The sequence below is a fragment of the Rickettsia endosymbiont of Thecocarcelia acutangulata genome (assembly GCF_964263195.1).
Lineage (GTDB): Bacteria > Pseudomonadota > Alphaproteobacteria > Rickettsiales > Rickettsiaceae > Rickettsia > Rickettsia felis.
This window is the reverse complement of record NZ_OZ181652.1, coordinates 357743-381959: the sequence shown is the minus strand read 5'-3', so window position 1 is coordinate 381959 and position 24217 is coordinate 357743. Positions and strand designations below refer to the sequence as shown.

Sequence of the window (24217 nt, the reverse complement as noted above, 5' to 3'; positions counted from 1 at the left end):
TCCAGCTAAAAATAATAAAATTATTAATACTTTAAGTGTTTTTTTGATCCCGTGGTCAAGCCACGGGATGACACCAAGTGTGCTTTTTGATCCATGCAACAATACCTTGCATGAATGACATATAACTACTCTACACCTTAACCGGCATGACGACAAAAATATCTTTAGGATTCTCAGGAAATTTAATAAGTACCGGTGCTGAAACATCTGAAAAATATAGTTCTACTAAATCCGACTTCACGGCTTTTAAGACATCTTCCAAATATTGCGGATTAAAGCCTATAGCTAAAGACTCATCACTATTATATTCATAAAAACTTTCCTTATCTTGTGAAGAATTAATAACCTCTTTTGCGTTACCTCTTGCTTCACCGATGGCACTAATCTCTAAGGTTTCACGAGATAACGATAATTTTACCGCTCTAAATTTTTCAACGGTTATTATCGCTATCCTTTCTATACTATCTGCAAATATTTTTCGATTAATTACTAATTTTGAGCTGCTGCTTTCCGGAATAAAAGCACTATAATCAGGGAAAGTACCGTCTATAAGCTTTGATAGCATAATAGTATTTTCGTTACATATAAATTTAATCTTATTGCTACTTAATAAAATTTCTATATCTTCATTTATATTTTTAGGATCTTTAACTATTTTTAAAATTTCCTCGGCACTTTTTTGCGGTAATATAACTCCAAAATTCTTTATTTGTTTTTCTAATGTTACCCATGAAATCGAAAGCCTATGCCCATCGGTACTTGCCGAACAAAACTCTTTGTCTTTTATGTGTAAATAAACACCGTTTAAATTATAACGAGTTTCATCTAAAGAAATCGAAAATTTTGTCGATTCGATTATTTTAGCAAAATCCGTGCAGGAAATTTTAAAACTTGCTTCAGGATTAATACTATCCATTGGAGGAAAAGAACTAACCGGCAAAGTAAATAAATTAAATTTACAATTTTTTCCTTTGATTTCAAGTCCCGTTGTACCGAAATCTGTTAATGTAAGCTCGAAATCCGGAAGTTTTCGGACTATATCATTTAGAGTTTTCGTAGAAACGGTAAGTTCACCTTCACTTACTACCTGTACTGCTATTTTTTGACTTAAGTACAAATCCATATTAGTAGAACTAAGCTCTAGATTGCCGTCTTTTGCCGATAATTTAATGTTTGCATATTCAGGTATTACATTACGTTTTTCAACAACGGAACTTGCAAACCCTAGGGACTGAACTAACGTTTTTGTTTCAACTATTAATTTTAACATATTGTTATTCTCTTAATGTTCCTTGAAATTTTTGTTCAATAGCTGCAATTAAATCTTGGCTAAATAAATTTAAGTCAGCTTCAGTTAAAGTACGATCATCTGCTTGTAGCTCTATTTTAATGGCTATAGATTTTTTACTTTCAGGTAATTTATCACCGCTATAAATATCAAATAATATAACTGATTTGACAAGCTTTTTATTAAAATTATTTATATATGATATTATTTCACCGACTCTATGATCTTGATCAACAATGAATGCGTAATCTCTAAAATTAGCTTGGAAATCCGATACTGCAAATTCGTCTCTTTTACCGAATTTAGCTTTTATCAACGGCAAATTTGTAATATTTAGCTCGAATGCAAATATTTCCTGATTAATATCGTAATATTTCAAGATTTTAGGGTGTATCTGTCCAAAACGACCTAATAAATTTTTACCAAGCCCTATATTTACTGCTCTAGTTGGATGATAATATTGTGGCAATGCTGTCCCATTTGTTGCTATACATTTATCTATAGATAGTCCTGCATAATCCACTACCAGCTCTAAATCGCCTTTAAGATCAAAAATATCATAGCCTCGTCCAAGCGAATGAGGATTTTTATTATTATATGAACCGCTTATAATTGCCGTTAAATAAGTTGCTTCCGTATTTAAATCTATAAAGCTCGGTCCAATTTCAAAAAAAGCCATATCTTTTATAGAGCGTGCTAGATTTTTACTTACTATACTTAACAAATTCGGCAGTATAGTAGGACGCATATAATTGTCTCCTATACTAATAGGATTAAGCAAAAATAACTCTTCTTTTAATTCAGCAAACAACTTTGCATCTTCACTACTCATAAAAGAGTTAGTTACTACCTCATCATAGCCTTTGCTTGCTAATATCCTTTTAAAACTAGATATTCTTTTATGCTCTCTTAGCTTATTATTATCTTGGTCTAGTTCGGGTAGTTTTATACTCTCTATTTTATCATAGCCGTAAATACGAGCGATTTCTTCAGCTATATCTTCTAAAATAGTTATATCATGACGCCAAGAGGGAGCTATTACCTTTATAATCTCACCTTTAACATCAGTAATAAATCCTAGTTCATTTAATATAGCTTCTATCTCTTTGATATTTAATTTAATTCCCGTAATTTTTTCTAAATAGTATGCTGAAAAATCTAAAGTTTTTTTTTGAGGCTCTTTCTCACCGAATTTCACTACTTCCGATACTTCACCGTTTCCGCATATTGACAAAATAAGATTAGTCGCTATGTCTAAAGCTTTTTCCGTAAAATTTCTATCGATATTACGCTCATTACGATATCTAGCATCCGTATCAATTTGAAATCTTCGCCCGCTAGCTGCAACCATTTTAGCATTAAAACATGCAGCTTCCAGTATTATATTAGTCGTACTATCAGTACAACTACTCTTAGCCCCACCAATGACACCGGCAAGACCTTGGATACCGCTTTCATCTTTTATAGCTAAATCATTTTCGGTAAGTAAATATTCTTTGCCGTTTAGAGCGTGGAATTTAGCTACGTCATTGCGAGGCTGCAAAGCAGCTGCGGCAATCTCTTTTTGTTGTCCTGAGATTGCTTCGTCGCTACGCTTCTCGCAATGGCGTGCTACACTAATCCCCCCTTTTATCTTATCCGCATCATAAGCATGCATCGGCTGCCCAAAGCTATAAGAAATATAATTTGTTACATCCACTAAGCTTGAAATAGTTTTTACCCCGACATTTTTTAATAATTTCCGTAACCAATCAGGGCTTGGTTTATTTTTTAAATTTCTTATTTCTCTAAAAGTAAATAAAGGACAGGCTGCTTTGTCTTGCACGTTAAGCTTCATTTTAGAAGTAAATGTACTTTTTATTTCCGGGATTTCTAGCTCTTTAAGTGTTCCTATTCCTTTAGCTGCTAAATCTCTTGCAATGCCGTAAACTCCAAGTGCATCACCACGATTAGGAGTAACGTTAATAACAAATATAGGGTCATCTAAACCGTAATATTTAGTAAAATTCTCTCCAACTACAGCATCTTCAGATAGCTCTATAATCCCTTCAGACTCTGAAGCTAGCAGTAATTCCTCTTCAGAGCAAAGCATACCGCAGCTTTTTTCACCTCTAATAATAGATTCCTTAATTTTAAACTTACCGTTTGGTATTTCTATTCCGATATTTGCAAGTACTACTTTTATACCTGCTCTTGCATTACTCGCACCACAAACTATTTGTCGCATACCGCTTTTAGTCTCAACATCACAAAGTTTTAACTTATCGGCTGACGAGTGAGGTTTAGTACTTGCTATATATGCTACTTCAAACTTTTGTAGTTCTGCCGCTTTATCTATCACCTCTTCTACTTCAAGACCTATAGCTGTTAGGGCTTCGGCTATTTCAGTAACTGTGCTAGAAGTCTCTAAAAATTGTTTTAACCATGATAACGTAAATTTCATTTCGTAAGCCCTCCTGCTAAATTCGGTATATCAAAGCTCCCAAAATTATAATGTTTAAGCCAACGCATATCTCCTTCAAAAAATTGTCTTAAATCTTTAATATTATATTTTAGCATTGCAAAACGCTCTACCCCAAGCCCAAAAGCAAAACCTTGATACTCGCTACTATCGATACCGACATTTTTAAGCACGTTTGGATGGACCATCCCGCAACCGAGTACCTCAAGCCATTTATCGTTTTTATTCATCCGAATATCAACTTCGGCAGAAGGTTCGGTAAATGGAAAAAAGCTGGGTCTAAAACGTAATTCAATATTAGAATTTTCAAAAAAGCTTTTTATAAATTCCGTGATAACATATTTTAAATGCCCCATATTGATATTTTTATCAATAACAAGTCCTTCTATTTGGTGAAACATCGGCGTATGCGTCATATCCGAATCTGATCTATAAGTCCTACCAGGTGCTATAAACCTAAAAGGTGGTTTGCCGTTTTTCATAGCTCTAATCTGCACTGTTGAGGTATGAGTACGTAATAACAGCGGTTTATTGTTTTCTTGACCTTTCAAATAAAAAGTATCATGCATTTGCCTTGCGGGATGGTCATCTTCAAAATTGAGAGCAGTAAAATTATGAAAATCATTCTCGATATTCGGTCCGTTTTCTATAGTAAAACCAAACTGCGAAAATACTTGTATTAACTCCTCACTACATTGTGTTATTGGATGAATAGAACCTTGTTTATATCTCCTTGCAGGGATTGTTAAATCAATTTTATCGGCAGCAAGTTTTAAATTTAGTTCCTGCTCCTCTAAAATTTCTTCTTTTGCTTTTATTATATTCTGTATTTTATCTTTTAATTTATTGATTTTTAAGCCAAATTCTTTACGTTCCTGTTCATTAAAACTACCTAATTTTTTAAGCTCACCGGTCACTATACCGTTTTTACCTAAAAATTCTACTTTATATTCTTGTAGTTCTTTTAAGTTTTGTACTAATAAGATTTTTTCCTCAGCAAACCTTAATATTGTTTCTATATTTTCCATGATGTTTTTTGTTTGTTTTATGTTAACACTGTCATCCCGTGGCTTGTCCACGGGATCCAGTAATAAAAAATACAGCTATAAAAAGCTCGATTTATCTCGCTTTATACTGGATCCCGTGGACAAGCCACAGGATGACACAGAGGACGTTTTTTGATCGACGCGGCAATCTTAGGAATTAGTATTATTTCATGAGATTGCTACGTCGCCTACGGCTCCTCGCAATGACGAGGCGGTTAAATCAACATACACCTCATATGCCCTTCCTCTATCCCCACCAACTTCGCTTTAAATATCTGCCCTATTTCTAAAGGTTTGTCTAGCTTTACCGGAATAAAATTTTCGGTATGGGCGATATTATTATTCTCTACCAATAACTCTACTTTCTGACCTATATGCTTCTTAAAGAACTCAGATAGCTGATTCTGCCCCTCTTGTCTTAGAATTTCGGCTCTTTCTTTCCTTATAGCTTTCGGTACTTGCGGCATACGTGCTGCAGGTGTTCCTTCTCTTTCCGAATAAGGAAAAACATGTAAATATTGTAATTCCGCTTCTGACGATACTTCCGGTCTTATAACCCGCAACTTTCGACAAAACTCTATTACATTTGCCCTATTATGACGTCTTTTCATACGTTTTAATATCATATCATCGCCTGCTTGCAAGCTAATATGAAAATGCGGCATTATTCTCTCACTATAAGCTATAAGCTCAAAAAGTTCATCATCTATTTCTGCAACATCTATTGAAGATAAACGAAGCCTTTTTAGTTCAGGCACTAAATTTAAAACTCGTTTAATCATTTGTGCAAATGTTGGGCTTCCTGGTAAATCTGAACTGTAAGCCGTAACATCAACACCGGTAAATACCACCTCTTTAAAGCCGTTTAGTACTAAATGCTTTACTTGGCTCACTATAGCTCCTATCGGTACTGATCTACTTTTACCTCTACCGTAAGGGATAATACAGAAAGTACAAAAATGATCACAACCGTTTTGTACCTGAATAAAAGCACGAGATTTACCGTCAAAATTACTTACTAAATGACCTGCCGTCTCTTTCACCGACATTATATCGTTAACTATTATTTTTTCATCGGTAATTTGGTAATAGCTAGGTAATAACTTCTCTTCGTTACCTATAACTTTGTCAACTTCCGGCATATTACCGTACATTTGCAGACTTGTTTGAGCACTACAACCGGTAACGATAATTTTTAAATCAGGATTATTTTTTTTAGCCTTGCGGATAGCTTGTCTTGCTTGTTTCTCAGCTGCTTTAGTTACTGCACAAGTATTGAATATTGCCACATTATCGATACCCGATAATTCCAAGTTTTTTCGTATTATCTCACTTTCGTAAATATTAAGTCTACAGCCAAATGTTACTACTTCTTGTCTTAAATTATTGCTCACAATAATATTCCCCACGTGCTACAAGCGTAGCTGCTCCTTGCATTATTATATTACCGTTTTCTTCTTTCATAGTAAGGCTGCCATGCTTAAATACTACCGTACTCGGTGAATGGATAAAACCGAGCTTTAAACCGGCAGCAAAACTACCGCAAGCCCCGCTTCCGCAAGCAAGAGTTAATCCTGCCCCTCGCTCCCAAACAGATAAATAGATTTTATTATCTTTTACTTCAGCAAAATTAACGTTTACCCCATCTGTGAATAATTCCTTAGCCTGTAATTTTTCACCAACAATTTTTTGATCTTGAGGTTCTAACTTACTAAAAATAACCAAATGCGGATTACCTATATCAACACAAATAGTTTCCTTTAAATCAATCATATAACGCTCTGCGAGTTCCCAAATTTTATCACGGCTTGGCATCCAAGCTTCATTAAAACTAACCTTTCCTACATTAACGCTAATATTATTTTCATCTTCCACATTACATAGCAATTTTTTATTGCCTACCATTACAGTAATATCTTTCTTTCCCGTATCAAAATAAATTAACTTGGCTAAACATCTTGTAGCATTACCGCATAATTTAGCACTAGAGCCGTCTATATTATAGATAATCATCTCATAAAAATCATTATGCTCTTCATAAATAATAAACTGATCGCAACCGATGCCTGTATGACGATCAGCCATATTTTTTGCTAGCTGCGATAAATCATATGAACTTAATAAATCTCGTTTGTTAACAACAACAAAATCATTACCGAGACCATGCATTTTTACAAAATTAATTTTACTAATCATAATGTTTTATATATTAGGAAATTGTATTATAGCAAATTTCTTGGAATTTGCTATAATGAAGTGATGATATATAAAAATATAGACTATTATGCTAATTTCACGTTTCTTAGACCCTAAAAATAACTACGCATTTTTAAAAATTTTCGGCACGGAAAAAAACAAGGATATACTTATTCATTTTCTAAATGATATTTTGGGTTATACGGGAGAAGAAGTAATTACCAAAGTTACTTTTTTAAAAACTAACCAAGATCCTGATATTGCAGCAGACAATCTATAGTAGATGTATTGTGCAAAGATAAACACGGTACTCAATTCATCGTAGAGATGCAAGTAAAGTAAACATCCGGGTTTTGAGAAAAGAGCTCAACTTTATGCGGCAAAAACCTATTCAAGGCAAATACTCAAAGAGGATGAGAATCATAAAAAAATGGCAGTATACGCAAAACTTCGAGGAGTAATATTCCTAGCTATTGCTGATTTTATTTTATTTCCCGATAAAAAAGATTGGAGATCAAATCATAGGCTTCTTAATACCAAGACTTACGAGAACGACTTACAAGATTTTTATTTTATTTTTTTAGAGCTTGAGAAATTTAATAAAGAATTAGATCAATTAGAGAATCTTCAAGAAAAATGGGCATATTTCTTTAAACATGCACATGAAAGCTCTCTAGAAGAAATGGAGCATTTGATAGGTGAAGACCCAATAATTAAAAAAGCTTTTTATGCTTTGGATCAAGCTAGCTGGTCTGAAGAAGAGTTAAATACTTATGAAAAAATGATAAAAACCGAAATGGATAATTTAGCCGTAGAAGAACAAAAAATTATGGATGCTGAAGCTAAAGGAGAGGCAAGAGGAGAAACAAGAGGAGAGGCCAAAGGAGAAGCCAGGCAAAAAATTTCTATGGCTAAAAAAATGTTAGCAAAAAATAGACCTTTAGATGAAATTATGGAATTTACCGATTTAACAGAAGAAGGAATCGAAAAGTTAAAGTAATGAAGATACTTAATATTATGCTAAGTCGTGATCTTGGCGGAATTCAACAAGCATTTTTAGATTATAATGCAGCTCTTGAAATGCAAAAAATTGAGGTTATAAATATCACTTCTTACAAAGCAAAAATAAATTCTTTTCTACATAAGACAAGTTTTAAACTACCTAACTTAATACCGATTGATCCGTTATCGGTACTTATTCTTAAATATATAATCTACAAAATTAAACCCGATATAATTATAGCACACGGTAATAGAGCAATAAATTTTAGTAAATTTGCTAAATCACAAAATGTAAAATTAATCGGTATCGCTCATAATTATACCTTAAAAGGACTACGTAAATGTGATTTTGTTATTGCTCTGACGCATCATATGAAAGAATTTTTACTAAAAAATAATTTTGCCGAATCTAGGATATGCATCCTACCGAATATGATAAATATTATTAAAGATTTTATTCCAAATAAAACATATAGAAAACCTATCGTAATTGGTGTATTAGCAAGATTCGTAGCTAAAAAAGGTGTTGATGTTTTTATTAATGCTATAAAAATTTTAAAAGAAGAAAAATATAAAATTCAAGCTATTATAGGCGGTAGTGGGGAAGAAAAAAATAATTTAATTACCTTAGTACACAAACTTAACTTACAAAATCAAATATCATTTACCGGATGGATTAACGATAGAGATAAATTTTTTGAGCAGATCGATATTTTTTGCTTACCGTCTCTTCATGAACCATTTGGCATTATATTGCTTGAAGCAATGGAGGCAGGGCTACCTATCGTTAGTACGGATACTGAAGGACCTGCAGAAATTCTAACACATCTACAAAACGGACTTATTTGTAATATCGGTTCTAGCGAAGATTTAGCAGGAAAAATTACCTACTTAATAGATAACCCTATAAAAGCAAAGGAATTTTCTAAAAATGCCTATCTTACTCTCAAACAAAATTATGACATTAAAGTTGTTTCTGAAAAGTTAGCAACATTATTACGCAGTTACAAAAATAGTTAGTTGAAAAATAATAGTCTATATTGACATAGTAGTTTAAAAATTCATAATTAATATTAATTTATTTTAATGAACCTATCTTGTATCACTTTATTATCGTTCCTGCACTACTCTATGTCATTCCCGCGAAAGCAGGAATCCAAAAAAATAACTATAAATGCTAATAATATTAGTATTTATATAAAAAAGCTAAAAATAACATACTTGCTATATCAATTTTTATATTCCTGCTATATAGTTGCAATGCAAAACACGATAATATTCCCCCTAAACTCTCATTACCTACTACTTGGAATAATTATTCTTTAGCACAAAAAGATAATATACCGCAGCAATGGTGGCTACAATTTAACGATCCGGTATTAAATCAGCTAATCGAAGAATCTTTAACCGGTAACTCTGATATTGAATTGGCAATGAGTAATGTGCTTGCTGCAAAAGCACAGCTTAATCTTGTTAATTCTTATAGGTTTCCTCAAATCAATTTACAAGACGGAGCAAATCGAACAAAAAACAGCAAGGAAACAAAAGCACCGAATGAGCCAAAATTCTCTAATAATTTTGGGCTAGCAAGCGTGCTTAATTACGAGCTGGATTTATATGGGGGGCTGCTGCAAATGCTAGCGAATCGGCTAAAAAAACTTTCCTTGCAAGCGAGTATAGCAAGGCAGCGGTACGTTTATCGGTTATAAGTAACGTCACTATAAGTTACTTTAATCTTTTAGCATTAGACAAACAAATATATCTAACTGAGAAACTAATTGAGGCTCAAACGGAAATTTATAAATTAAATTAGAAATTATATAATCTTGGTGTGGGTGATTTAATATCGGTTAGTGAGGCTGCTTCCGAGCTTGCACTTACTAATTTGTCATTGCCGCCTTTAAAACAACAAAGACACAAACAGGAAACCGCTTTGAAAATTTTAGTAGGTAGGACTCCTGAAAATATAGTAAACGGCTTAATTTATCGTGATAAACCAATAGATTACTTCCCTGCTCTACCGGTATTACCTAAAATATTACCGTCAGAACTTTTAGAGCAAAGACCGGATATTAAAGCAGCAGAGCAGAATTTACTAGCAGCAGATGCAAACTTAAAAGCAATAAAAGCTACTTATTTTCCACAAATTTCTTTAACAAGCTTAATAGGATTTGGTAGCAATAAACTTAATACTCTATTTACTAACTCTGCTGAGACTTGGCAGGTAGGCGGCAACATAGCAGGACCTATTTTTGATTTTGGTAAAACTAGAGCTAATGTACAGATTGCCGAAAGCATTAAAGAACAATATATAGCTACATATAAATCAGTAGTACGTAGTGCTTTCGGGGAAGTTATGGATGCTTTATCGCTTGAACAAACATCAAGTAATAATTTTCATATATGGCAACAAAATGAAGCAGCTTTAACATCTATATTTAAGCTTGCCGATCAGCGTTATAAACGAGGTAATATAGATTACTTAACAGTACTTACAGCTAAACAAAACGTACTACAAAATGAAATTGATGGGGTGGCCATAAAGCTTTCACAGCTAAGTTCTATGGTTAATATTTTTCATGCTTTGGGCGGGGAGTGGTAGATTTTTATGTCATTCCCGCGAAGGCGGGAATCCAGTATAAAGCGAGATAAACTCCGCTTTTAATTTTAAAAACTTACTGTGTATGCATCTTTTAATTACTGAATTCCCGCCTTCGCGGGAATGACATAAAATTAGCAGAAATAACACAAACACATTAAAACAATGCTTAAAACAATAATACGGAATTTGATATTGATAACATTACTAATACTAATAGTAATATTAGTATTTTGGGTAATAAAACACCATCATAAAAGCAGTACACAAATCACTATAGCAGCTCCGGTTGAGGTAACAAAAGTTATCAGAAAAGACGTACCTTATGTGATAGAGCTTGCAGGAGCAGCTGAAACTTACCAAAGTGCCGATATTAGACCTCAAGTTACTGGACAAATATTAAGTGTAAATTTTGATGACGGACAAGAAGTAAAAGCAGGTGATTTATTATATGAAATCGATTTTCGTCCGTTTCAAAATCAATTACAGCAAGCACAAGCAAATTTACTAAGCGATACTTATAACCTTGAAAATGCTATAAAAAAAGAGGTAAGATATAGTGCTTTATATGCAGAAAAAGCCATTTCGGAAGAGCAATATTTACAGATGCTAACTAATATGAATATGCTTAAAGCCGCTGTTGAGCGAGATAGAGCAATTATTGCAGATGCTAATTTACAAATCGAGTATTCAAAAATAGTAGCTCCTTTTGACGGTAAACTTAGTGAGAGTAATTTAGATATAGGTGATTTAGTGTCACCGGATTTTGCAAGTCTAGTCACTATAAATACTATCTCGCCTATTTATGTCAGTTTCTCCGTACCTGAAGGATATCTAGATCGTATTAATAAATCTCAAAAATCTAATGACTTGGCTTTGACGGTTAAAACCGTAAACAATCAGGAAATTAAAGACGGTGATATAGTGTTTGTTGACAATGCAATTGACCCAAATAGCGGTACTATCAAAGTTAAAGCAACATTAACTAATAATGATGAAATATTATGGCCCGGGCAGTTCGTACGTGTATCTTTAACAATTTATACCGAAAAAGATGCTCTAATAGTTCCGTCTAAAGCAATGCAAACTAATGATCAAGGACCTTATGTATTTGTCGTTGATAAAGATAATAAAGCTGTGGTCAAGAATATAGATATAGTTTTTTCTAATGATGATTTTATCGTTATTAAAAGCGGTATAGACGAAGGAGAAACGGTAATAACCAACGGGCAGCTACGATTATCTAACGGAGCAGAGGTGAACGTTAGGGAATAAGATGTCATCCCCGCGTAGGCGGGGATCCAGAAAAAAGGTATAAATACAGCAAATTTTTGAAATTAAAAGCTCGATTTATCTTGCTTTATGCTGGATTCCCGCCTACGCGGGAATGACATAAAAGACGGCGGGGATGACATAAAACGATCCACACGGGCAATACCTCTTCGCAATGACGGAAAAAAATATAAAACAGGAGAAAAATAATTGGGTATTTCAGAAATATTTATTAAGCGTCCGGTTCTTGCTACTTTATTCATGGCAACTATTTTGCTATTTGGAGCATTCGGCTATAAGCTATTACCGGTAAGCGTTTTACCTGATATCGATTTCCCTACTATTCAGGTTTCAGTAAGCTTGCTCGGAGCCGATCCGACCACTATGGCATCTTCGGTTGCATTACCGCTTGAAAAGCAATTCTCGACAATATCCGATATTGATTCGATGAGTTCGGTTAATAGTAACTGCACTACTCAAATTACTTTGCAATTTAATTTAGACCGAGATATAGATGCCGCAGCACAAGACGTACAAGCAGCTATTTCATCCGCCGCTAAGCAATTACCGAACGACTTACCTACCCCACCCTCATATCGTAAAGTAAATCCTGCCGACGCACCTATATTTTATTTATCTTTAACCTCTGATACTCTCCCTTTATATACCGTGGACTATTACGCCGAAACAATTATGGCTGAGCGTTTATCAATGTTACCGGGCGTTGCACAGGTACAAGTTTACGGCTCACAGCAATATGCAGTGCGTGTGCAGGTTGATCCTGTTAAAATGGCAGCAAATAATATAGGGCTTGACCAAGTATCAAATATTATCAGCTCTGCCAACGTTAATTTACCGACCGGAGCTTTATACGGCAAAGATATCTACTCAAGCATTAGAGCCCCCGGGCAGTTACAAAATGCTAAAGAATATAACGATTTAATACTAACTTATAAAAACGGTAACCCGCTTTTTCTTAAAAATATAGGTAAAGCCATCGATAGCGTAGCTAACAATAAAATAGCCGCTTGGTATAGGGATAAGCCGGGGGTAATACTTGCTATTCAGAAACAACCGGATACTAATACTATTGAAATAGTCGACTCTATAAAAGAAGTATTGCCGTTACTCCGCAGACAAATCCCTGAGGGTGTTAATATTAATATCATGTTTGATAGGTCAATTTCTATCAGAGAATCGGTAAATGATGCTAATTTTACTATGTTACTTGCTTTAATACTTGTAGTGATTGCTATATTTCTCTTTCTGCATAATTTACGATCCGTGATTATTCCAACTATTGCCCTCCCCTTATTATTGTCGGTACTTTTGCCTTTATGTACTTATTCGGCTTTAGCATCGATAATATGTCTTTAATGGCTCTAACGCTTGCGATGGGTTTCGTGGTAGACGATGCAATAGTAGTGCTTGAAAACATCACACGACATATGGAAAAAGGTGAAGGTAAAATAGCGGCATGTATTAACGGTACCAAAGAAATAAGATTTACTATCGTCTCAATGACTTTATCCCTAATGGCAGTATTCATTCCGATATTATTTATGAGCGGAATTTTAGGGAAATTACTGCATGAACTTGCCGTTGTTATTACTACCGCTATTTTGCTTTCGGGAGTTATTTCAATAACCGTAACACCTATGTTATGTAATGTGTTTTTAAAAGACCGTCATTGCGAGGAACGTAGTGACGAAGCAATCTCACGACAACAAGCCGAGATTGCCACGGCGTCTTTAATGCCTAGCAATGACGACCTACCGCTAACAGAAAAAGCCTTTGAATATATAAAACAAAAATACGGTACCAGTTTAAAAACGGTAGTAGAACATTCTACGGGACAAATCTTAGTTTTTACTGAAGCAGCCCAAACTATTTCCTTTGATGCGATGGTAAAAGAACAACAGCAAGTAAGCGATGTATTACTTAAAAATCCTAATATAGATTCATTCTTTTCGGCAGTCGGTGTTTCAGGTAGAAATTCTGCCGTCAATCAGGGTACAATCTTTATTAGCTTAAAACCAAGAAATCAACGAATTGGGGCAGACGAGGTAATTGACCAGCTACGTTCAAAACTAAATCATTTAGTAGGTTTAAGGGTATATATCCAGAATGTACCGACCATTACGATTGGCGGACAGGCAACCAAAAGCCAATATCAATATACTATGCAAGGACTCGATCAAGATGAGCTATTTAGTTTTACACCGAAATTAAAAGACAAGCTTACACGGATGCCAGGTTTTATTGATGTAACGTCGGACTTACAAATAGCACAGCCACAAACTTTAGTGCAGATTGATAGATATAAAGCTGCAAAACTAGGTATATCGGTCGAGCAAATACAGAATATCTTATATGCAGCTTATGGAGCTGAGCAAATCTCTACATTATATACCCCAACAGCTCAATATGACGTTATTTTAAAACTAGATCCAAAATATCAAACAGATTCATCAATGTTATCCTTAGTCAATATTAACTCTGCAAACGGCAATTTAGTACCGTTAACGACGCTTGCTAAAATCGTTAATAATGTCGGTCCTCTTAGTATTTCACATTTCGGACAATCACCTTCAGTTACAGTATCATTTAACCTACAAGATGGGTATTCAATTAGTGATGCCGTTCCAAAAGTTAATGAGGCAATAAGAGAGTTACAAATGCCGGCTACGATTACCGGAAGCTTTCAAGGAACGGCTCAGGCATTTCAGTCGTCTTTTTCCGATCTTGGCTTACTGCTTGGGCTTGCCGTTATAGTCATTTATATTATCCTTGGCATGTTATATGAGAGCTTTGTGCATCCTATAACCATACTTTCGGGACTGCCTACTGCTATATTCGGAGCATTACTTACGTTGCTAATATTTAATAGCGAGCTTGATATGTACGGATTTGTCGGGCTTATTATGCTAATCGGTATCGTTAAGAAAAACGCTATTATGATAATCGATTTTGCTCTAGAACTTGAGAGAACCGGCAATAAATCTTCGCATGAAGCGGATTTATGAAGTATGTATAATAAGATTTAGACCGATTATGATGACTACCTTAGCTGCATTAATGGGAGCTATGCCTATTGCTCTTGGAGTCGGAGCAACGGGAGCAGAGAGAAGATCGTTAAGACTTGCCGTAGTTGGCGGCCTACTCACATCACAATTACTTACTCTTTATATTACACCGATAATTTTCCTATATTTAGAAGCAGCTAAGAGATGGTTAAAAAATAGCAATTACAAAGCTGAAATTAGAAACTATCCGGAATTAAATTGGAAAGATTAACATTGTTGTATGGCTCGAGAAACCCGTTCGGTGTCATACCGTGGCTCGACCACAGTATCCATAAAAACAATTAAAAATACTAATAATATTAGTATTTTTAACTAGACCCCCTGGACAAACCACAGAATGACAGAGTTATCAAGCTTGTTCAGTATTCGGCGTCGTTTTCTCTTCTCCGGCAATCGTAATTTCATCACTATCATAATTAAATGTGTCTGTTGTAGAAGGGGTAGACGGTACAGGCGATTTGCTTACTAACTCAGAAGACTTTTGATCTAAATAGTCTCTTACCTCTCGTTTACCAAGCAATTCCATAGCATCATTTTTATTACTCTCTTTTATATATGCTTCAGGAATATATGCCTTAATATATTCCATATCAGATGCGTTTTTTAATAAATAAGGTGATACAAATTCTAATATATCCTTACCGCTTCTTTTATAATTAGCAAATGAGTAAGCAACACAAATGCCGTAGTCATTTAATTTATTACAAAATTCTTGTATCTTGTCTGTCAAATGTTGTTTTGCAGATTCTACAGCTTTTAAAGCATATAATATCTGTTCTCTTGTTGCTTGAATAGAAACATCATCTGAAACCATCCCGTAAGCTTTTTCAAGCTCTTGATCTTTAAAATGTAATTTTTTTGTTAATTCTTTTATTTCAGTAACAATAGGGTTTTGAAGGCCTTTTATAGAGGTAAGACTAGCGGTACTTACTGAGAGTTTACTTTTCATAATATACCTATTAATAAATTTAACATATTTCTATATTTAAATATTAATTTTTATTAAAAAATAATAATCTTATTTGAAAAACAATAAATTTATTAAATAGTGATAAATATATTACAATTGTCATACCGTGACTTGACCGGTCTTGTAGCGTGGCTCAGTTTTTCGTCATTGCGAGAAGAATTACATAGTAATTCGACGAAGCAATCCAGTTAAAAATTCTGATTTACAGAATTTTTTTATTATTTTTTCTAGATTGCCACGTCGCTTCGCTCCTCTCAATGACGATTTGGTAGCCATGCAAAATGATATACATTATATCGAACAAGCATTACTGCCGTTATCATCATCTTCACGGATAAATTTTTGCTTTACCTTAGAATTGTTATTATACGGCTTACTATTTTTTACCGGTGGATAATTTACAGGTTCATAATTTGTAACGGGGGGTGCATAATTTTGGTTTACCGTAGCATTTGGACAAGTATATTTTGATATATCACGCTTAGTTTCTCTAAGCATTGCTTTTATCTGATTTAATTCCTCTTGCATCCTTTTTTCTTTATCGCTATCGTCTTTTCTAACCTTTTTATTTGCTCTACTTAAAGTCATATCATCATCGGATTCAGCGAAGCCGGACTCTGCTTTTTGCCTTGCTATATCTCTTTTAATCATCTTAAGATACATATCACGATTTCTCTTTACAGGATCGATTCTTTCTCCTCTTAAAGGACTATCGCTATCATAGTCATCATCATCAAGATTATCTTCTACTATATTCTTTTTAGCCAAAGTAATATATTTATTATTATATACAGGTTTTCTTTTGCCGCCTTTAGCACCTTTACTATCAACTAATCTATTATTTGCGGATCTTTGAAAATAGCTTCTAAAATTATCGGTACAGGCCGAAAGTAAAAACATTCCTAAAAATAATATTATAATTTTTTTTAACATATATTTATATTATTCCAAAACTTTTATTATGATTAATGCCACATAATAGCTAAACTTGCAAGGATAAAGCACTAAAGTTCTGTGTGCTTAATTAAATTATTGTTATTCTGAGGTATTTTTGGTCTTGTTGTATGTTTCCCATCACGTCATTGCGAGCGACTAAAAGGAGCGTGGCAATCTCAGGACTTTAGCACGAGATTGCTTCATCAAAACTTACAGTTTTTCCTCGCAATGACAGAAAACAGAACCTAAATCACTCTTTCTATTAAATCACTTAACAACACATGCCCTTCTTTTCTTCTTTTTAATAAATTTTGTGAAGAATCCTCTAATATCTTAGGATTATTTATCAAATCGAGTATTTTATCTGCTAATTTTCCTACAGAAATATTATTCTGCTCTAAACACCATCCTGCTTTTTTATCTTCCAATAATTTTGCATTGTAATATTGATGATTATCCGCAGCACTAGGCAGCGGGATAAAAATTGCCGGCAACCCTATATAGGTCAATTCTTCTATAGTAGATGCTCCTGCTCTTGAAATCACTAAATCAGCTTCTTTATATTTTAAGGCCATATTATCAAAAAATTCAGCAAATTCATAATTAATGTTTAATTTAGAGTATATATCTTTTATTTTTACTTGATCATCTAATGCTGCTTGCTGCATTATATTTAATTTAAGATTTGGCTGTTTTTGCATTAAAATTTGAATACTTGCAGGTATCAGCTCTGAAAATAGCTTAGCTCCTTGACTACCGCCAAAGATGAATATAGTAAAAAACTTGTCATTCCGTGGCCCCGCCACAGAATCCAGTCTTTTTTTTATTTTTTTGGACCCCGTGACGGGGCCACGGGATGACACTAAGTACACTACAGAATCCAACTCCCTAATATTCTCCCTAACTACCCCACCGGTAACTACTATTTTACTTTTTGCAAATTCCGGTAAATTTTTTACGTCTTCATAAGAAATAGCTATCTTTTTAGCAAAGCTTGCAAAAAATTTATTAACTTTTCCAAGGTAAGAATTCTGTTCATGAATTATAATCGGTACTCTTAAAAAAATTGCTGCAAACATTGGAGCTATAACAGGATAACCGCCAAATCCTATAATAGCTGAAGATTTGATATTATATAATAATTTAATAGCTCTTAAGATCGCAATTGATAAGTTTGGTAAAAATAAAAAAATATTACCTGAGCGTTTTAAATCTAAGATATGAAAAATTAACCCCATATTCTGATTTATATATTTTTGGCATCTTAAATCAGTAATAAAATGAACTTCATATCCACGTTTCACTAATTCTTCCCCAAGAGCAACAGCCGGAAAAAAATGCCCGCCCGTACCACCTGCTACTAAAATTATTTTTTTCATATTTCAATATTACGAATTTTGTACGAATTTAAAGGTGTTCTGTGTCTTGTAAAGCCAAGAAGCATACCGGTAGCGATAGCTATTGCAAGCGTTGAAGAACCACCGTAACTAATAAACGGTAATGTCATACCTTTAGTAGGAAGTAAATGCAAGGTCACACCCATATTAATTATTGCTTGAAGCCCTAATTGTGCAATTATACCGCTAGCAGCGAATTGTACAAATTTATCTGTTTCGTTTAATAACTTAATAAGACTTCTTAATACTATAAAAGCAAATATACCTATAACAATAAGGCAAATAATAGCACCAAATTCCTCACCTGCTACAGCAAAAATAAAATCCGTATGCGAATCGGGTAGTACCTGCTTTACTGCTCCCTCCCCTGGACCTCGTCCATATAACCCACCATGCTCAAAAGCCTTAAGAGACTTACTAACTTGATAATTCTCGCTACTATCGGGATCTAAAAATGAATTAATTCTTTGCGTGACGTGCGGTAACCAAAAATAAGCGATAGTTACTCCTATCATTCCTAAAAAACCGGCTAGAACAATCCAAAATATCGGCATACCCGCAATAAACAGCTGAATACCGAAAACTGCCGTAATCATTACAAGCATTCCAAAATCCGGCTGAATAATTAAGAGAATAGCAACCATAGAATAAAGTATTACACAAATCGTAAAACTTGGAAAATCATCATTAAATTTTAGCGATAATATCCAGCCTGTAACAACCGCAAAAAACGGTTTGATAAATTCCGAAGGCTGAATAGATAGACCTAAAATATTAATCCATCGCACTGCCCCTTTTACTTCATAACCCCCAAATTTAACTGCTATTAATAAAACTATACTAGCAATAAACCCAACTATTGCAAAACGCCTTAACCATTTTTTATTAAGACATGAAAATAATAATATAAGCCCTGAAGCGGCAGCTAAATAAAATATTTGTCTAGATGCAAAATAACTTTCTTCAAGCCCTATTCTACTTGCTACTGCTGAGCCGGAAGTAGTAACAAGCATTAGACTAAAAGCAAATAAGATAATTAAAGAAATTATTATTTGCCTATCGGTACTCCGCCACCATAATTTTATAAAATTATTAGATATTTCGTTATTCATATTATATGCCCTTTTCGTCATTGCGAGCGGTCGAAGACCGCGTGGCAATCTCAGGAATTCGCCCGAGATTGCTTTGTCAATTACTTTGTAATTTCCTCGCAATGACGTTTGGATAACTTCATAAACAACTCGCCACGCTCTTCAAAATTTTTAAACTGATCATATGAGCTACAACTAGATGCTAACAAGATATTTTTTACCTCCGCGTTATCACCTACTGCATCCTTATAAGCCAGATCAAAAGCCTGCTCAAGATTATCACATATTACAAAATCTACTATATTCTTAGCAGTATTTGCAAATATTTCTTTAGCTTGACCATAAAAATAAGCTTTCTTAATTTTACTGAAATAAGGCTTTATTTCCTCAATACCACCCTCTTTAGGGATTCCTCCCGCAAGCCAGTAAATATTATCTAGTGCTTTAATTGATTGCACGGCAGATATGGCATTTGTTGCTTTACTATCATTATAAAAACTTATATTATTTATACTACCGATATATTGCATTCTATGAGGTAAACTTTGAAAACTACTTATAGACTCAAGTATTTTTTTAGACTCTACTCCTATTATTTTAGCTACTGCATAGCTTGCAGCGATATTCTCATAATTATGAGTTCCTTGCAAATTTTTATTAAAAGATAATTTATAACTTATATCATTATCTTTAACTTTATCATCAACTACCGAAATGCCGTTTTCAAGAATTTTAGTAACCGAAAAAGGAATTAGTTTTATACGCTGCTCTTGCTGCAATGTTATAAAAATTTCACGACAATAATCATTATCAATATTAATTACTGCATAACTATCTTTATCCATTCGATCAAAAATCTTAGATTTTGCTGCAATATAACCGGTCATGTCTTGATGTCTATCTAGATGGTCGGGAGTGATATTAAGAAGTACTGCTATTTTAGCTGTAAAGGTTTTTACTAGATCTAGCTGAAAAGAAGACAATTCAAGTATATATCCATCCTTACTTGCTTTAGCTTGCAAAGCAGGAACTCCAATATTACCGGCAACCGGATAGTCTAAACCGTTACCATTTAAGATATGGCTTATTAAAGCAGTAGTAGTACTTTTACCGTTTGTACCGGTTACGGCAATAAAGTTTAAATTTTTTGATTTTTCAAATAATAAATCTATATCAGAAATGATTGGAATATTAAAATTTTTTGCAATACCTACTATCTTATGCGTTAAAGGAATTCCAGGGCTTAAGACAATTTTATCTAAATTTTGCCATCTTGAATCAGATAAAGCAGCAATTGAGTTGTTGGTATATAATTCTTCAAATATATCTCTATTTGCTTTTAAATCATCATAAACAATTACGTCACATTTACCTTGCAGCTCTTCATAAACCGATATACCGGTTTTACCAAGCCCAAAAATACCTATTTTTTGTTTTGTATGAGAATTCATGAGTTAATTTGAAAGAACAACGTCATTGCGAGCGACTGAAAGGAGTGCGGCAATCTCATGAAACAGTATATAAACTCTCAAGATTGCCACGTCGAGGCTTTGCCTCTCCTCGCAATGACGTTAAAATAACAATTCTTAGTTTATCTCTTGCATTAAAGCTTGTTCACCTTCATTAAATTCACCCTGTCCTTTTATATTATTATAGGTCGATTTACTATTCCCGGGATCAGGCAAATAATAATGAGGCGGAACTTCTAGTGCTTTAGCACGCTGTACTTGATACTCATTAGGTCCGGCTGTTGATATACCTACGGTTTCTTTTAACTTTTTACTACAAGCAGAAGTAATTAATAAGACAGTAACTAATAAAAAAATCTTTTTCACTTAATACACCTTTAATTAAAATTATATTTTATAGTTTTTTAACTTGGACTAGGAACAATCAATTTTGCAAGCCTCGACTGTGCTCACGTATTATATATACGCTGTGCAGTCTCGCTTTTAAATTAACCGTCCCTAGCCCAAATTAATTCACTATATCGTCCCCGTTATGACCGGCATTACGAATTTTTTCAGCCATAGCTTCAATTTGAGCATTATCATAATTCCCTTTAGCCTTTTCTTCAATAACTTTTTTAGTACTATAATAATCTTCTATTAAGATAATTACTCCTATTGTAATAAAGCAATCAGCTAAATTAAATACGGGGAAGCTATAACTCTGATAATGAAAATGGATGAAGTCAAAAACTGCTCCTCTAAAAAATCTATCAATTAGATTACCAACAGCTCCGCCGATTACAAAGCTATAACCTGCAAAACTCCCTATTGTTTTTGAACGTATCATCAGATAATATAAATAACAGACAATAAGCGTGTTAGTTATTAAAAAAATAGCATTGCTATATTGATAATATTCACGCATTAGACCAAAACTAATACCGTAATTCCAAGTATAAACCATATTTAAGAAAGAAGTAATCTTAAGCATTAAGCCCGGCTTCCATCTTAAATTATCAATAAACCACCATTTACTTAACTGATCAATAATCACTAAGGTTATTATTATACGACTACTACGAGCAAATGTTATATATAGTTTTTTTAGGAGTAGGAACATAGATGTTTTGTGAATGATGGCTCTTATGTTATTTTTTGCGTGGATCGGTTTTATCGTCATTGCGAGAAGAAACTGCAAGTTTCGACGAAGCAATCTCAGGACTTTGGCACGAGATTGCAACAATGCTTCGCTCCTCGCAATGACGTCTATCCTACAATGAAACCGCGGCTGCTTTATCAGCTTGCAATTCCTTATCAAGCTTAATATTTAAAATTTTTATTTCTTTTTTAAATTGTTTAAATTTCTCTAAATTTTTTCCGTTTAATTCTACACCCGGTGTTGTTTTAACCGACATAGGATTAACATGTTTGCCGTCAATTTTAACTTCATAATGCAAATGTGGACCTGTAGCTCTGCCGGTACTTCCGACATATGCTATAACCTGCCCCTGTTTTACTATGCTTCCCACTTTTAAATTTTTTGCAAAATTTGAAGCATGAGCATAAGCAGTAGATAGCGTACCACTATGTTTTACCTGAATAAATTTTCCATAACCCGACTTCCAACCTATCTCCGTTATAACTCCGTTTCCTGCGGAATATATAGGCGTACCGGTTGGAGCTGCAAAATCAACTCCCTTATGAAGTTTAGTATAACCTAGTATCGGATGCTTTCTATTACCGTAATGTGAAGAAACTTTTATAACTTTTAGCGGAGTTTTAAGTAAGCTTCTCTTTACGCTCTTACCGTCTTCGGAAAAAAACACCTGATTATTTGCCTTATTATCATGCGAATAGCGATATATATTATATTCCTTTCCTGAAAGATTTAATGAAACATAAAGGATTTTACCGTGATGGGAAAATTTACCGTCTTCCGTTACGTATTTTTCCGTTATTACGGTTGCAGTATCGCCGCTTTTTATTTGACGCTGAAAATCGATTTGATAAGCATAAGCATTAATCAGCTCTATTATACTATTATTCGATAAACCCAGTTTTTTAAGGGCTGACATAAAATTTGATTCAATACTTACCGATGATTTAGCAACTTTCTTAGTTAAGGGCACTATAATTTCTGCAACTTTGAAATTATCACCTTCTCTAATTACTTCAATAGTTTTTAGCTTATCGATAATTATAACGATTTTATTTAAGAATGTTACCTCTGAAGTTAAATCTTCATCTTCGTTTTCGGTAATTTTTGTTTCATATTCAAAAGTAATTTGCTGCCCTATTTTAAGAGCAGAAGATAATTTTCCTTCTTTTATTAAACTTACAATTTTTTCTATTTCATTTTTAGGGATATTTTGTTCTATCAAAATTGACTTTATAGTATCGCCTTTTTTTACTACTACTTCTTTAAATGAAATTGTTTCTTCTTCATTACTATCAGGTTGTACTAAAGTTATGGATAAAGTGTCGTTAACATAATTATTAACGGCAAAAGAGACAAAAACAACTAATGCTATAAATAATAATAAGGAGGAAGAGGTGAGAATTTTCCTGAGACGTGCACTAATAAAAGATGACGGTAATATGTCATTAAAATCATAAGATAGTGCGGTATCATTCATTAAAATTGCTCTGAAGATTATTTGAATCAATTTTTCATTACTAATAATAATATGAACTATATACAAACAAATTACAATAGAAAATTGTAAAATTTTGTTTTATTTCTGTTTTATTAGTTTTTTATTGATTAAAATTAAATTTTTTATATAAGTTAATTTTCATTAACTTATATAGAGAAAGATTATGCCTAGACTTTTGCTATTTCTATTAATTTTTATAAATCTTACGTCTTGCTCATCTAACCATAATGCTGTCAAACCACCCAAAATAGAATATTATGAGAATATTTCTTTAAATAAAAACTGTCCTATAAATAGTGAAATAGTTCTAGTAGGCGGTTGTTTTGATTTATTACATTACGGTCATATAGAATTTCTACGCAAAGCTAAAAAACAAGGTAAATACTTAATAGTCGCTTTAGAGCCTGACGAAACAATTATTAAATATAAAAAACGTCAACCTATACATAATCAATTACAACGAGCAAAAATTTTAAGTTCTTTCACATTTGTTGATAAAGTACTTATATTACCTAAACTAAAAGATTTTAATGATTACGCCCGATTAGTACAAAATATTTGTCCTGCTGTAATCGCTGTAACAAAGCACGATCCTCAGTTAATAAATAAACAAATTCAAGCAAAATTAATAAATGCGAAAGTAATAGAAGTTATTGACTTACTGCAACATCCTAATATAGGAACACTTTCTAGTTCAAATATTATTAAAAATATGTAGTTTTTACAAAAATTTATCGATTTTTACTTTAATAAAACTGTATATAC

The 24217-nt window shown here is 33.5% G+C and carries 20 protein-coding genes and 3 pseudogenes; 10 read left to right on the top strand and 13 right to left on the bottom strand.

The window, feature by feature from the left end; all coding sequences use genetic code 11:
* Positions 1-130: 130 nt before the first annotated feature.
* From dnaN to dapF, 5 genes are all read right to left on the bottom strand, one after another.
* Complete coding sequence (gene dnaN / locus ACE38Q_RS02070) at positions 131-1270, bottom strand: DNA polymerase III subunit beta (protein WP_500189910.1); 1140 nt, start codon at positions 1268-1270, stop codon at positions 131-133.
* A 4-nt stretch (positions 1271-1274) separates the two neighbouring features.
* Complete coding sequence (pheT, locus tag ACE38Q_RS02065; RefSeq protein WP_500189909.1) at positions 1275-3731, bottom strand: phenylalanine--tRNA ligase subunit beta; 2457 nt, start codon at positions 3729-3731, stop codon at positions 1275-1277.
* The gene (gene pheS, locus ACE38Q_RS02060) at positions 3728-4777 is read right to left on the bottom strand and encodes a phenylalanine--tRNA ligase subunit alpha (RefSeq protein WP_500191210.1); all 1050 of its coding nucleotides are present in this window, start codon (positions 4775-4777) and stop codon (positions 3728-3730) included. The genes pheT and pheS overlap by 4 nt, the downstream gene beginning before the upstream one ends.
* 233 nt (positions 4778-5010) lie before the next feature.
* Positions 5011-6204, bottom strand: coding sequence for a MiaB/RimO family radical SAM methylthiotransferase (locus ACE38Q_RS02055; RefSeq protein ID WP_500189908.1), 1194 nt, complete (start codon positions 6202-6204; stop codon positions 5011-5013).
* Positions 6179-6991: a diaminopimelate epimerase gene (gene dapF / locus ACE38Q_RS02050; protein ID WP_500189907.1), complete on the bottom strand. Its 813-nt coding sequence runs from the start codon at positions 6989-6991 to the stop codon at positions 6179-6181. Before dapF ends, ACE38Q_RS02055 begins: the two co-directional genes overlap by 26 nt.
* Before the next feature lie 88 nt (positions 6992-7079).
* On the opposite strand from dapF, the pseudogene ACE38Q_RS02045 reads away from it, so the two are divergent.
* The 9 genes and pseudogenes from ACE38Q_RS02045 to ACE38Q_RS02005 form a co-directional block, all read left to right on the top strand.
* A pseudogene (locus tag ACE38Q_RS02045) lies at positions 7080-7991 on the top strand (Rpn family recombination-promoting nuclease/putative transposase).
* On the top strand, positions 7991-9013 hold the full coding sequence (locus ACE38Q_RS02040; protein WP_500189906.1) for a glycosyltransferase family 4 protein: 1023 nt from the start codon (positions 7991-7993) through the stop codon (positions 9011-9013). The pseudogene ACE38Q_RS02045 and the gene ACE38Q_RS02040 overlap by 1 nt, the downstream one beginning before the upstream one ends.
* Before the next feature lie 413 nt (positions 9014-9426).
* The gene (locus ACE38Q_RS02035) at positions 9427-9702 is read left to right on the top strand and encodes a hypothetical protein (protein ID WP_500189905.1); all 276 of its coding nucleotides are present in this window, start codon (positions 9427-9429) and stop codon (positions 9700-9702) included.
* Positions 9609-9806: a TolC family protein gene (locus ACE38Q_RS02030; protein ID WP_500191208.1), complete on the top strand. Its 198-nt coding sequence runs from the start codon at positions 9609-9611 to the stop codon at positions 9804-9806. The genes ACE38Q_RS02035 and ACE38Q_RS02030 overlap by 94 nt, the downstream gene beginning before the upstream one ends.
* Before the next feature lie 18 nt (positions 9807-9824).
* Positions 9825-10595, top strand: coding sequence for a TolC family protein (locus ACE38Q_RS02025; RefSeq protein ID WP_500189904.1), 771 nt, complete (start codon positions 9825-9827; stop codon positions 10593-10595).
* Between the two features lie 162 nt (positions 10596-10757).
* On the top strand, positions 10758-11867 hold the full coding sequence (locus ACE38Q_RS02020; protein ID WP_500189903.1) for an efflux RND transporter periplasmic adaptor subunit: 1110 nt from the start codon (positions 10758-10760) through the stop codon (positions 11865-11867).
* A gap of 258 nt (positions 11868-12125) precedes the next feature.
* Positions 12126-14890 (top strand): annotated as a pseudogene (locus ACE38Q_RS02015) (efflux RND transporter permease subunit).
* Positions 14874-15161 carry an efflux RND transporter permease subunit gene (locus ACE38Q_RS02010; protein WP_500189902.1) on the top strand — a complete coding sequence of 96 codons (288 nt, stop codon included), beginning with the start codon at positions 14874-14876 and terminating at the stop codon, positions 15159-15161. The pseudogene ACE38Q_RS02015 and the gene ACE38Q_RS02010 overlap by 17 nt, the downstream one beginning before the upstream one ends.
* Positions 15162-15166: 5 nt before the next feature.
* A pseudogene (locus tag ACE38Q_RS02005) lies at positions 15167-15263 on the top strand (permease); the annotation flags it as partial.
* A 36-nt stretch (positions 15264-15299) separates the two neighbouring features.
* On the opposite strand, the gene ACE38Q_RS02000 reads toward ACE38Q_RS02005, so the two are convergent.
* From ACE38Q_RS02000 to ACE38Q_RS01965, 8 genes are all read right to left on the bottom strand, one after another.
* Positions 15300-15899 (bottom strand): hypothetical protein, encoded by a 600-nt coding sequence (locus tag ACE38Q_RS02000; protein WP_500191399.1) that lies wholly within the window; start codon positions 15897-15899, stop codon positions 15300-15302.
* Between the two features lie 312 nt (positions 15900-16211).
* Positions 16212-16853, bottom strand: coding sequence for a hypothetical protein (locus tag ACE38Q_RS01995; protein WP_500189901.1), 642 nt, complete (start codon positions 16851-16853; stop codon positions 16212-16214).
* Between the two features lie 248 nt (positions 16854-17101).
* A complete protein-coding gene (gene murG / locus ACE38Q_RS01990) occupies positions 17102-18235 on the bottom strand; it encodes an undecaprenyldiphospho-muramoylpentapeptide beta-N-acetylglucosaminyltransferase (RefSeq protein WP_500189900.1) in 1134 nt (377 codons plus the stop codon).
* Entirely contained in the window at positions 18232-19365 is a 1134-nt protein-coding gene (gene ftsW / locus ACE38Q_RS01985; protein ID WP_500189899.1) for a putative lipid II flippase FtsW, read from the bottom strand. The genes murG and ftsW overlap by 4 nt, the downstream gene beginning before the upstream one ends.
* 80 nt (positions 19366-19445) lie before the next feature.
* On the bottom strand, positions 19446-20795 hold the full coding sequence (murD, locus tag ACE38Q_RS01980) for a UDP-N-acetylmuramoyl-L-alanine--D-glutamate ligase (RefSeq protein ID WP_500189898.1): 1350 nt from the start codon (positions 20793-20795) through the stop codon (positions 19446-19448).
* Between the two features lie 135 nt (positions 20796-20930).
* Positions 20931-21179: a DUF3035 domain-containing protein gene (locus ACE38Q_RS01975; RefSeq protein WP_011270963.1), complete on the bottom strand. Its 249-nt coding sequence runs from the start codon at positions 21177-21179 to the stop codon at positions 20931-20933.
* Positions 21180-21321: 142 nt separating this feature from the next.
* Positions 21322-21915, bottom strand: a complete 594-nt coding sequence (gene lspA, locus ACE38Q_RS01970; protein ID WP_500191205.1) for a signal peptidase II — start codon at positions 21913-21915, stop codon at positions 21322-21324.
* Positions 21916-22066: 151 nt separating this feature from the next.
* On the bottom strand, positions 22067-23431 hold the full coding sequence (locus ACE38Q_RS01965; RefSeq protein WP_500189897.1) for a M23 family metallopeptidase: 1365 nt from the start codon (positions 23429-23431) through the stop codon (positions 22067-22069).
* Positions 23432-23615: 184 nt separating this feature from the next.
* Here ACE38Q_RS01965 and ACE38Q_RS01960 point away from each other — a divergent pair, with 184 nt between their 5' ends.
* A complete protein-coding gene (locus ACE38Q_RS01960; protein ID WP_500189896.1) occupies positions 23616-24170 on the top strand; it encodes an FAD synthase family protein in 555 nt (184 codons plus the stop codon).
* Positions 24171-24217: the final 47 nt, after the last annotated feature.

What these genes read in the sequence shown, in the direction of transcription:
- ACE38Q_RS02000 (WP_500191399.1), bottom strand. Translation starts at nt 15,899, where the DNA reads ATGAAAAGTAAACTCTCAGTAAGTACCGCTAGTCTTACCTCTATAAAA.
- murG (WP_500189900.1), bottom strand. Translation starts at nt 18,235, where the DNA reads ATGAAAAAAATAATTTTAGTAGCAGGTGGTACGGGCGGGCATTTTTTT.
- murD (WP_500189898.1), bottom strand. Translation starts at nt 20,795, where the DNA reads ATGAATTCTCATACAAAACAAAAAATAGGTATTTTTGGGCTTGGTAAA.
- pheS (WP_500191210.1), bottom strand. Translation starts at nt 4,777, where the DNA reads ATGGAAAATATAGAAACAATATTAAGGTTTGCTGAGGAAAAAATCTTA.
- pheT (WP_500189909.1), bottom strand. Translation starts at nt 3,731, where the DNA reads ATGAAATTTACGTTATCATGGTTAAAACAATTTTTAGAGACTTCTAGC.
- ACE38Q_RS01965 (WP_500189897.1), bottom strand. Translation starts at nt 23,431, where the DNA reads ATGAATGATACCGCACTATCTTATGATTTTAATGACATATTACCGTCA.
- ACE38Q_RS02020 (WP_500189903.1), top strand. Translation starts at nt 10,758, where the DNA reads ATGCTTAAAACAATAATACGGAATTTGATATTGATAACATTACTAATA.
- ftsW (WP_500189899.1), bottom strand. Translation starts at nt 19,365, where the DNA reads ATGAATAACGAAATATCTAATAATTTTATAAAATTATGGTGGCGGAGT.
- ACE38Q_RS02010 (WP_500189902.1), top strand. Translation starts at nt 14,874, where the DNA reads ATGAAGCGGATTTATGAAGTATGTATAATAAGATTTAGACCGATTATG.
- ACE38Q_RS01995 (WP_500189901.1), bottom strand. Translation starts at nt 16,853, where the DNA reads ATGTTAAAAAAAATTATAATATTATTTTTAGGAATGTTTTTACTTTCG.
- ACE38Q_RS01960 (WP_500189896.1), top strand. Translation starts at nt 23,616, where the DNA reads ATGCCTAGACTTTTGCTATTTCTATTAATTTTTATAAATCTTACGTCT.
- dnaN (WP_500189910.1), bottom strand. Translation starts at nt 1,270, where the DNA reads ATGTTAAAATTAATAGTTGAAACAAAAACGTTAGTTCAGTCCCTAGGG.
- lspA (WP_500191205.1), bottom strand. Translation starts at nt 21,915, where the DNA reads ATGTTCCTACTCCTAAAAAAACTATATATAACATTTGCTCGTAGTAGT.
- ACE38Q_RS02035 (WP_500189905.1), top strand. Translation starts at nt 9,427, where the DNA reads ATGAGTAATGTGCTTGCTGCAAAAGCACAGCTTAATCTTGTTAATTCT.
- dapF (WP_500189907.1), bottom strand. Translation starts at nt 6,991, where the DNA reads ATGATTAGTAAAATTAATTTTGTAAAAATGCATGGTCTCGGTAATGAT.
- ACE38Q_RS02040 (WP_500189906.1), top strand. Translation starts at nt 7,991, where the DNA reads ATGAAGATACTTAATATTATGCTAAGTCGTGATCTTGGCGGAATTCAA.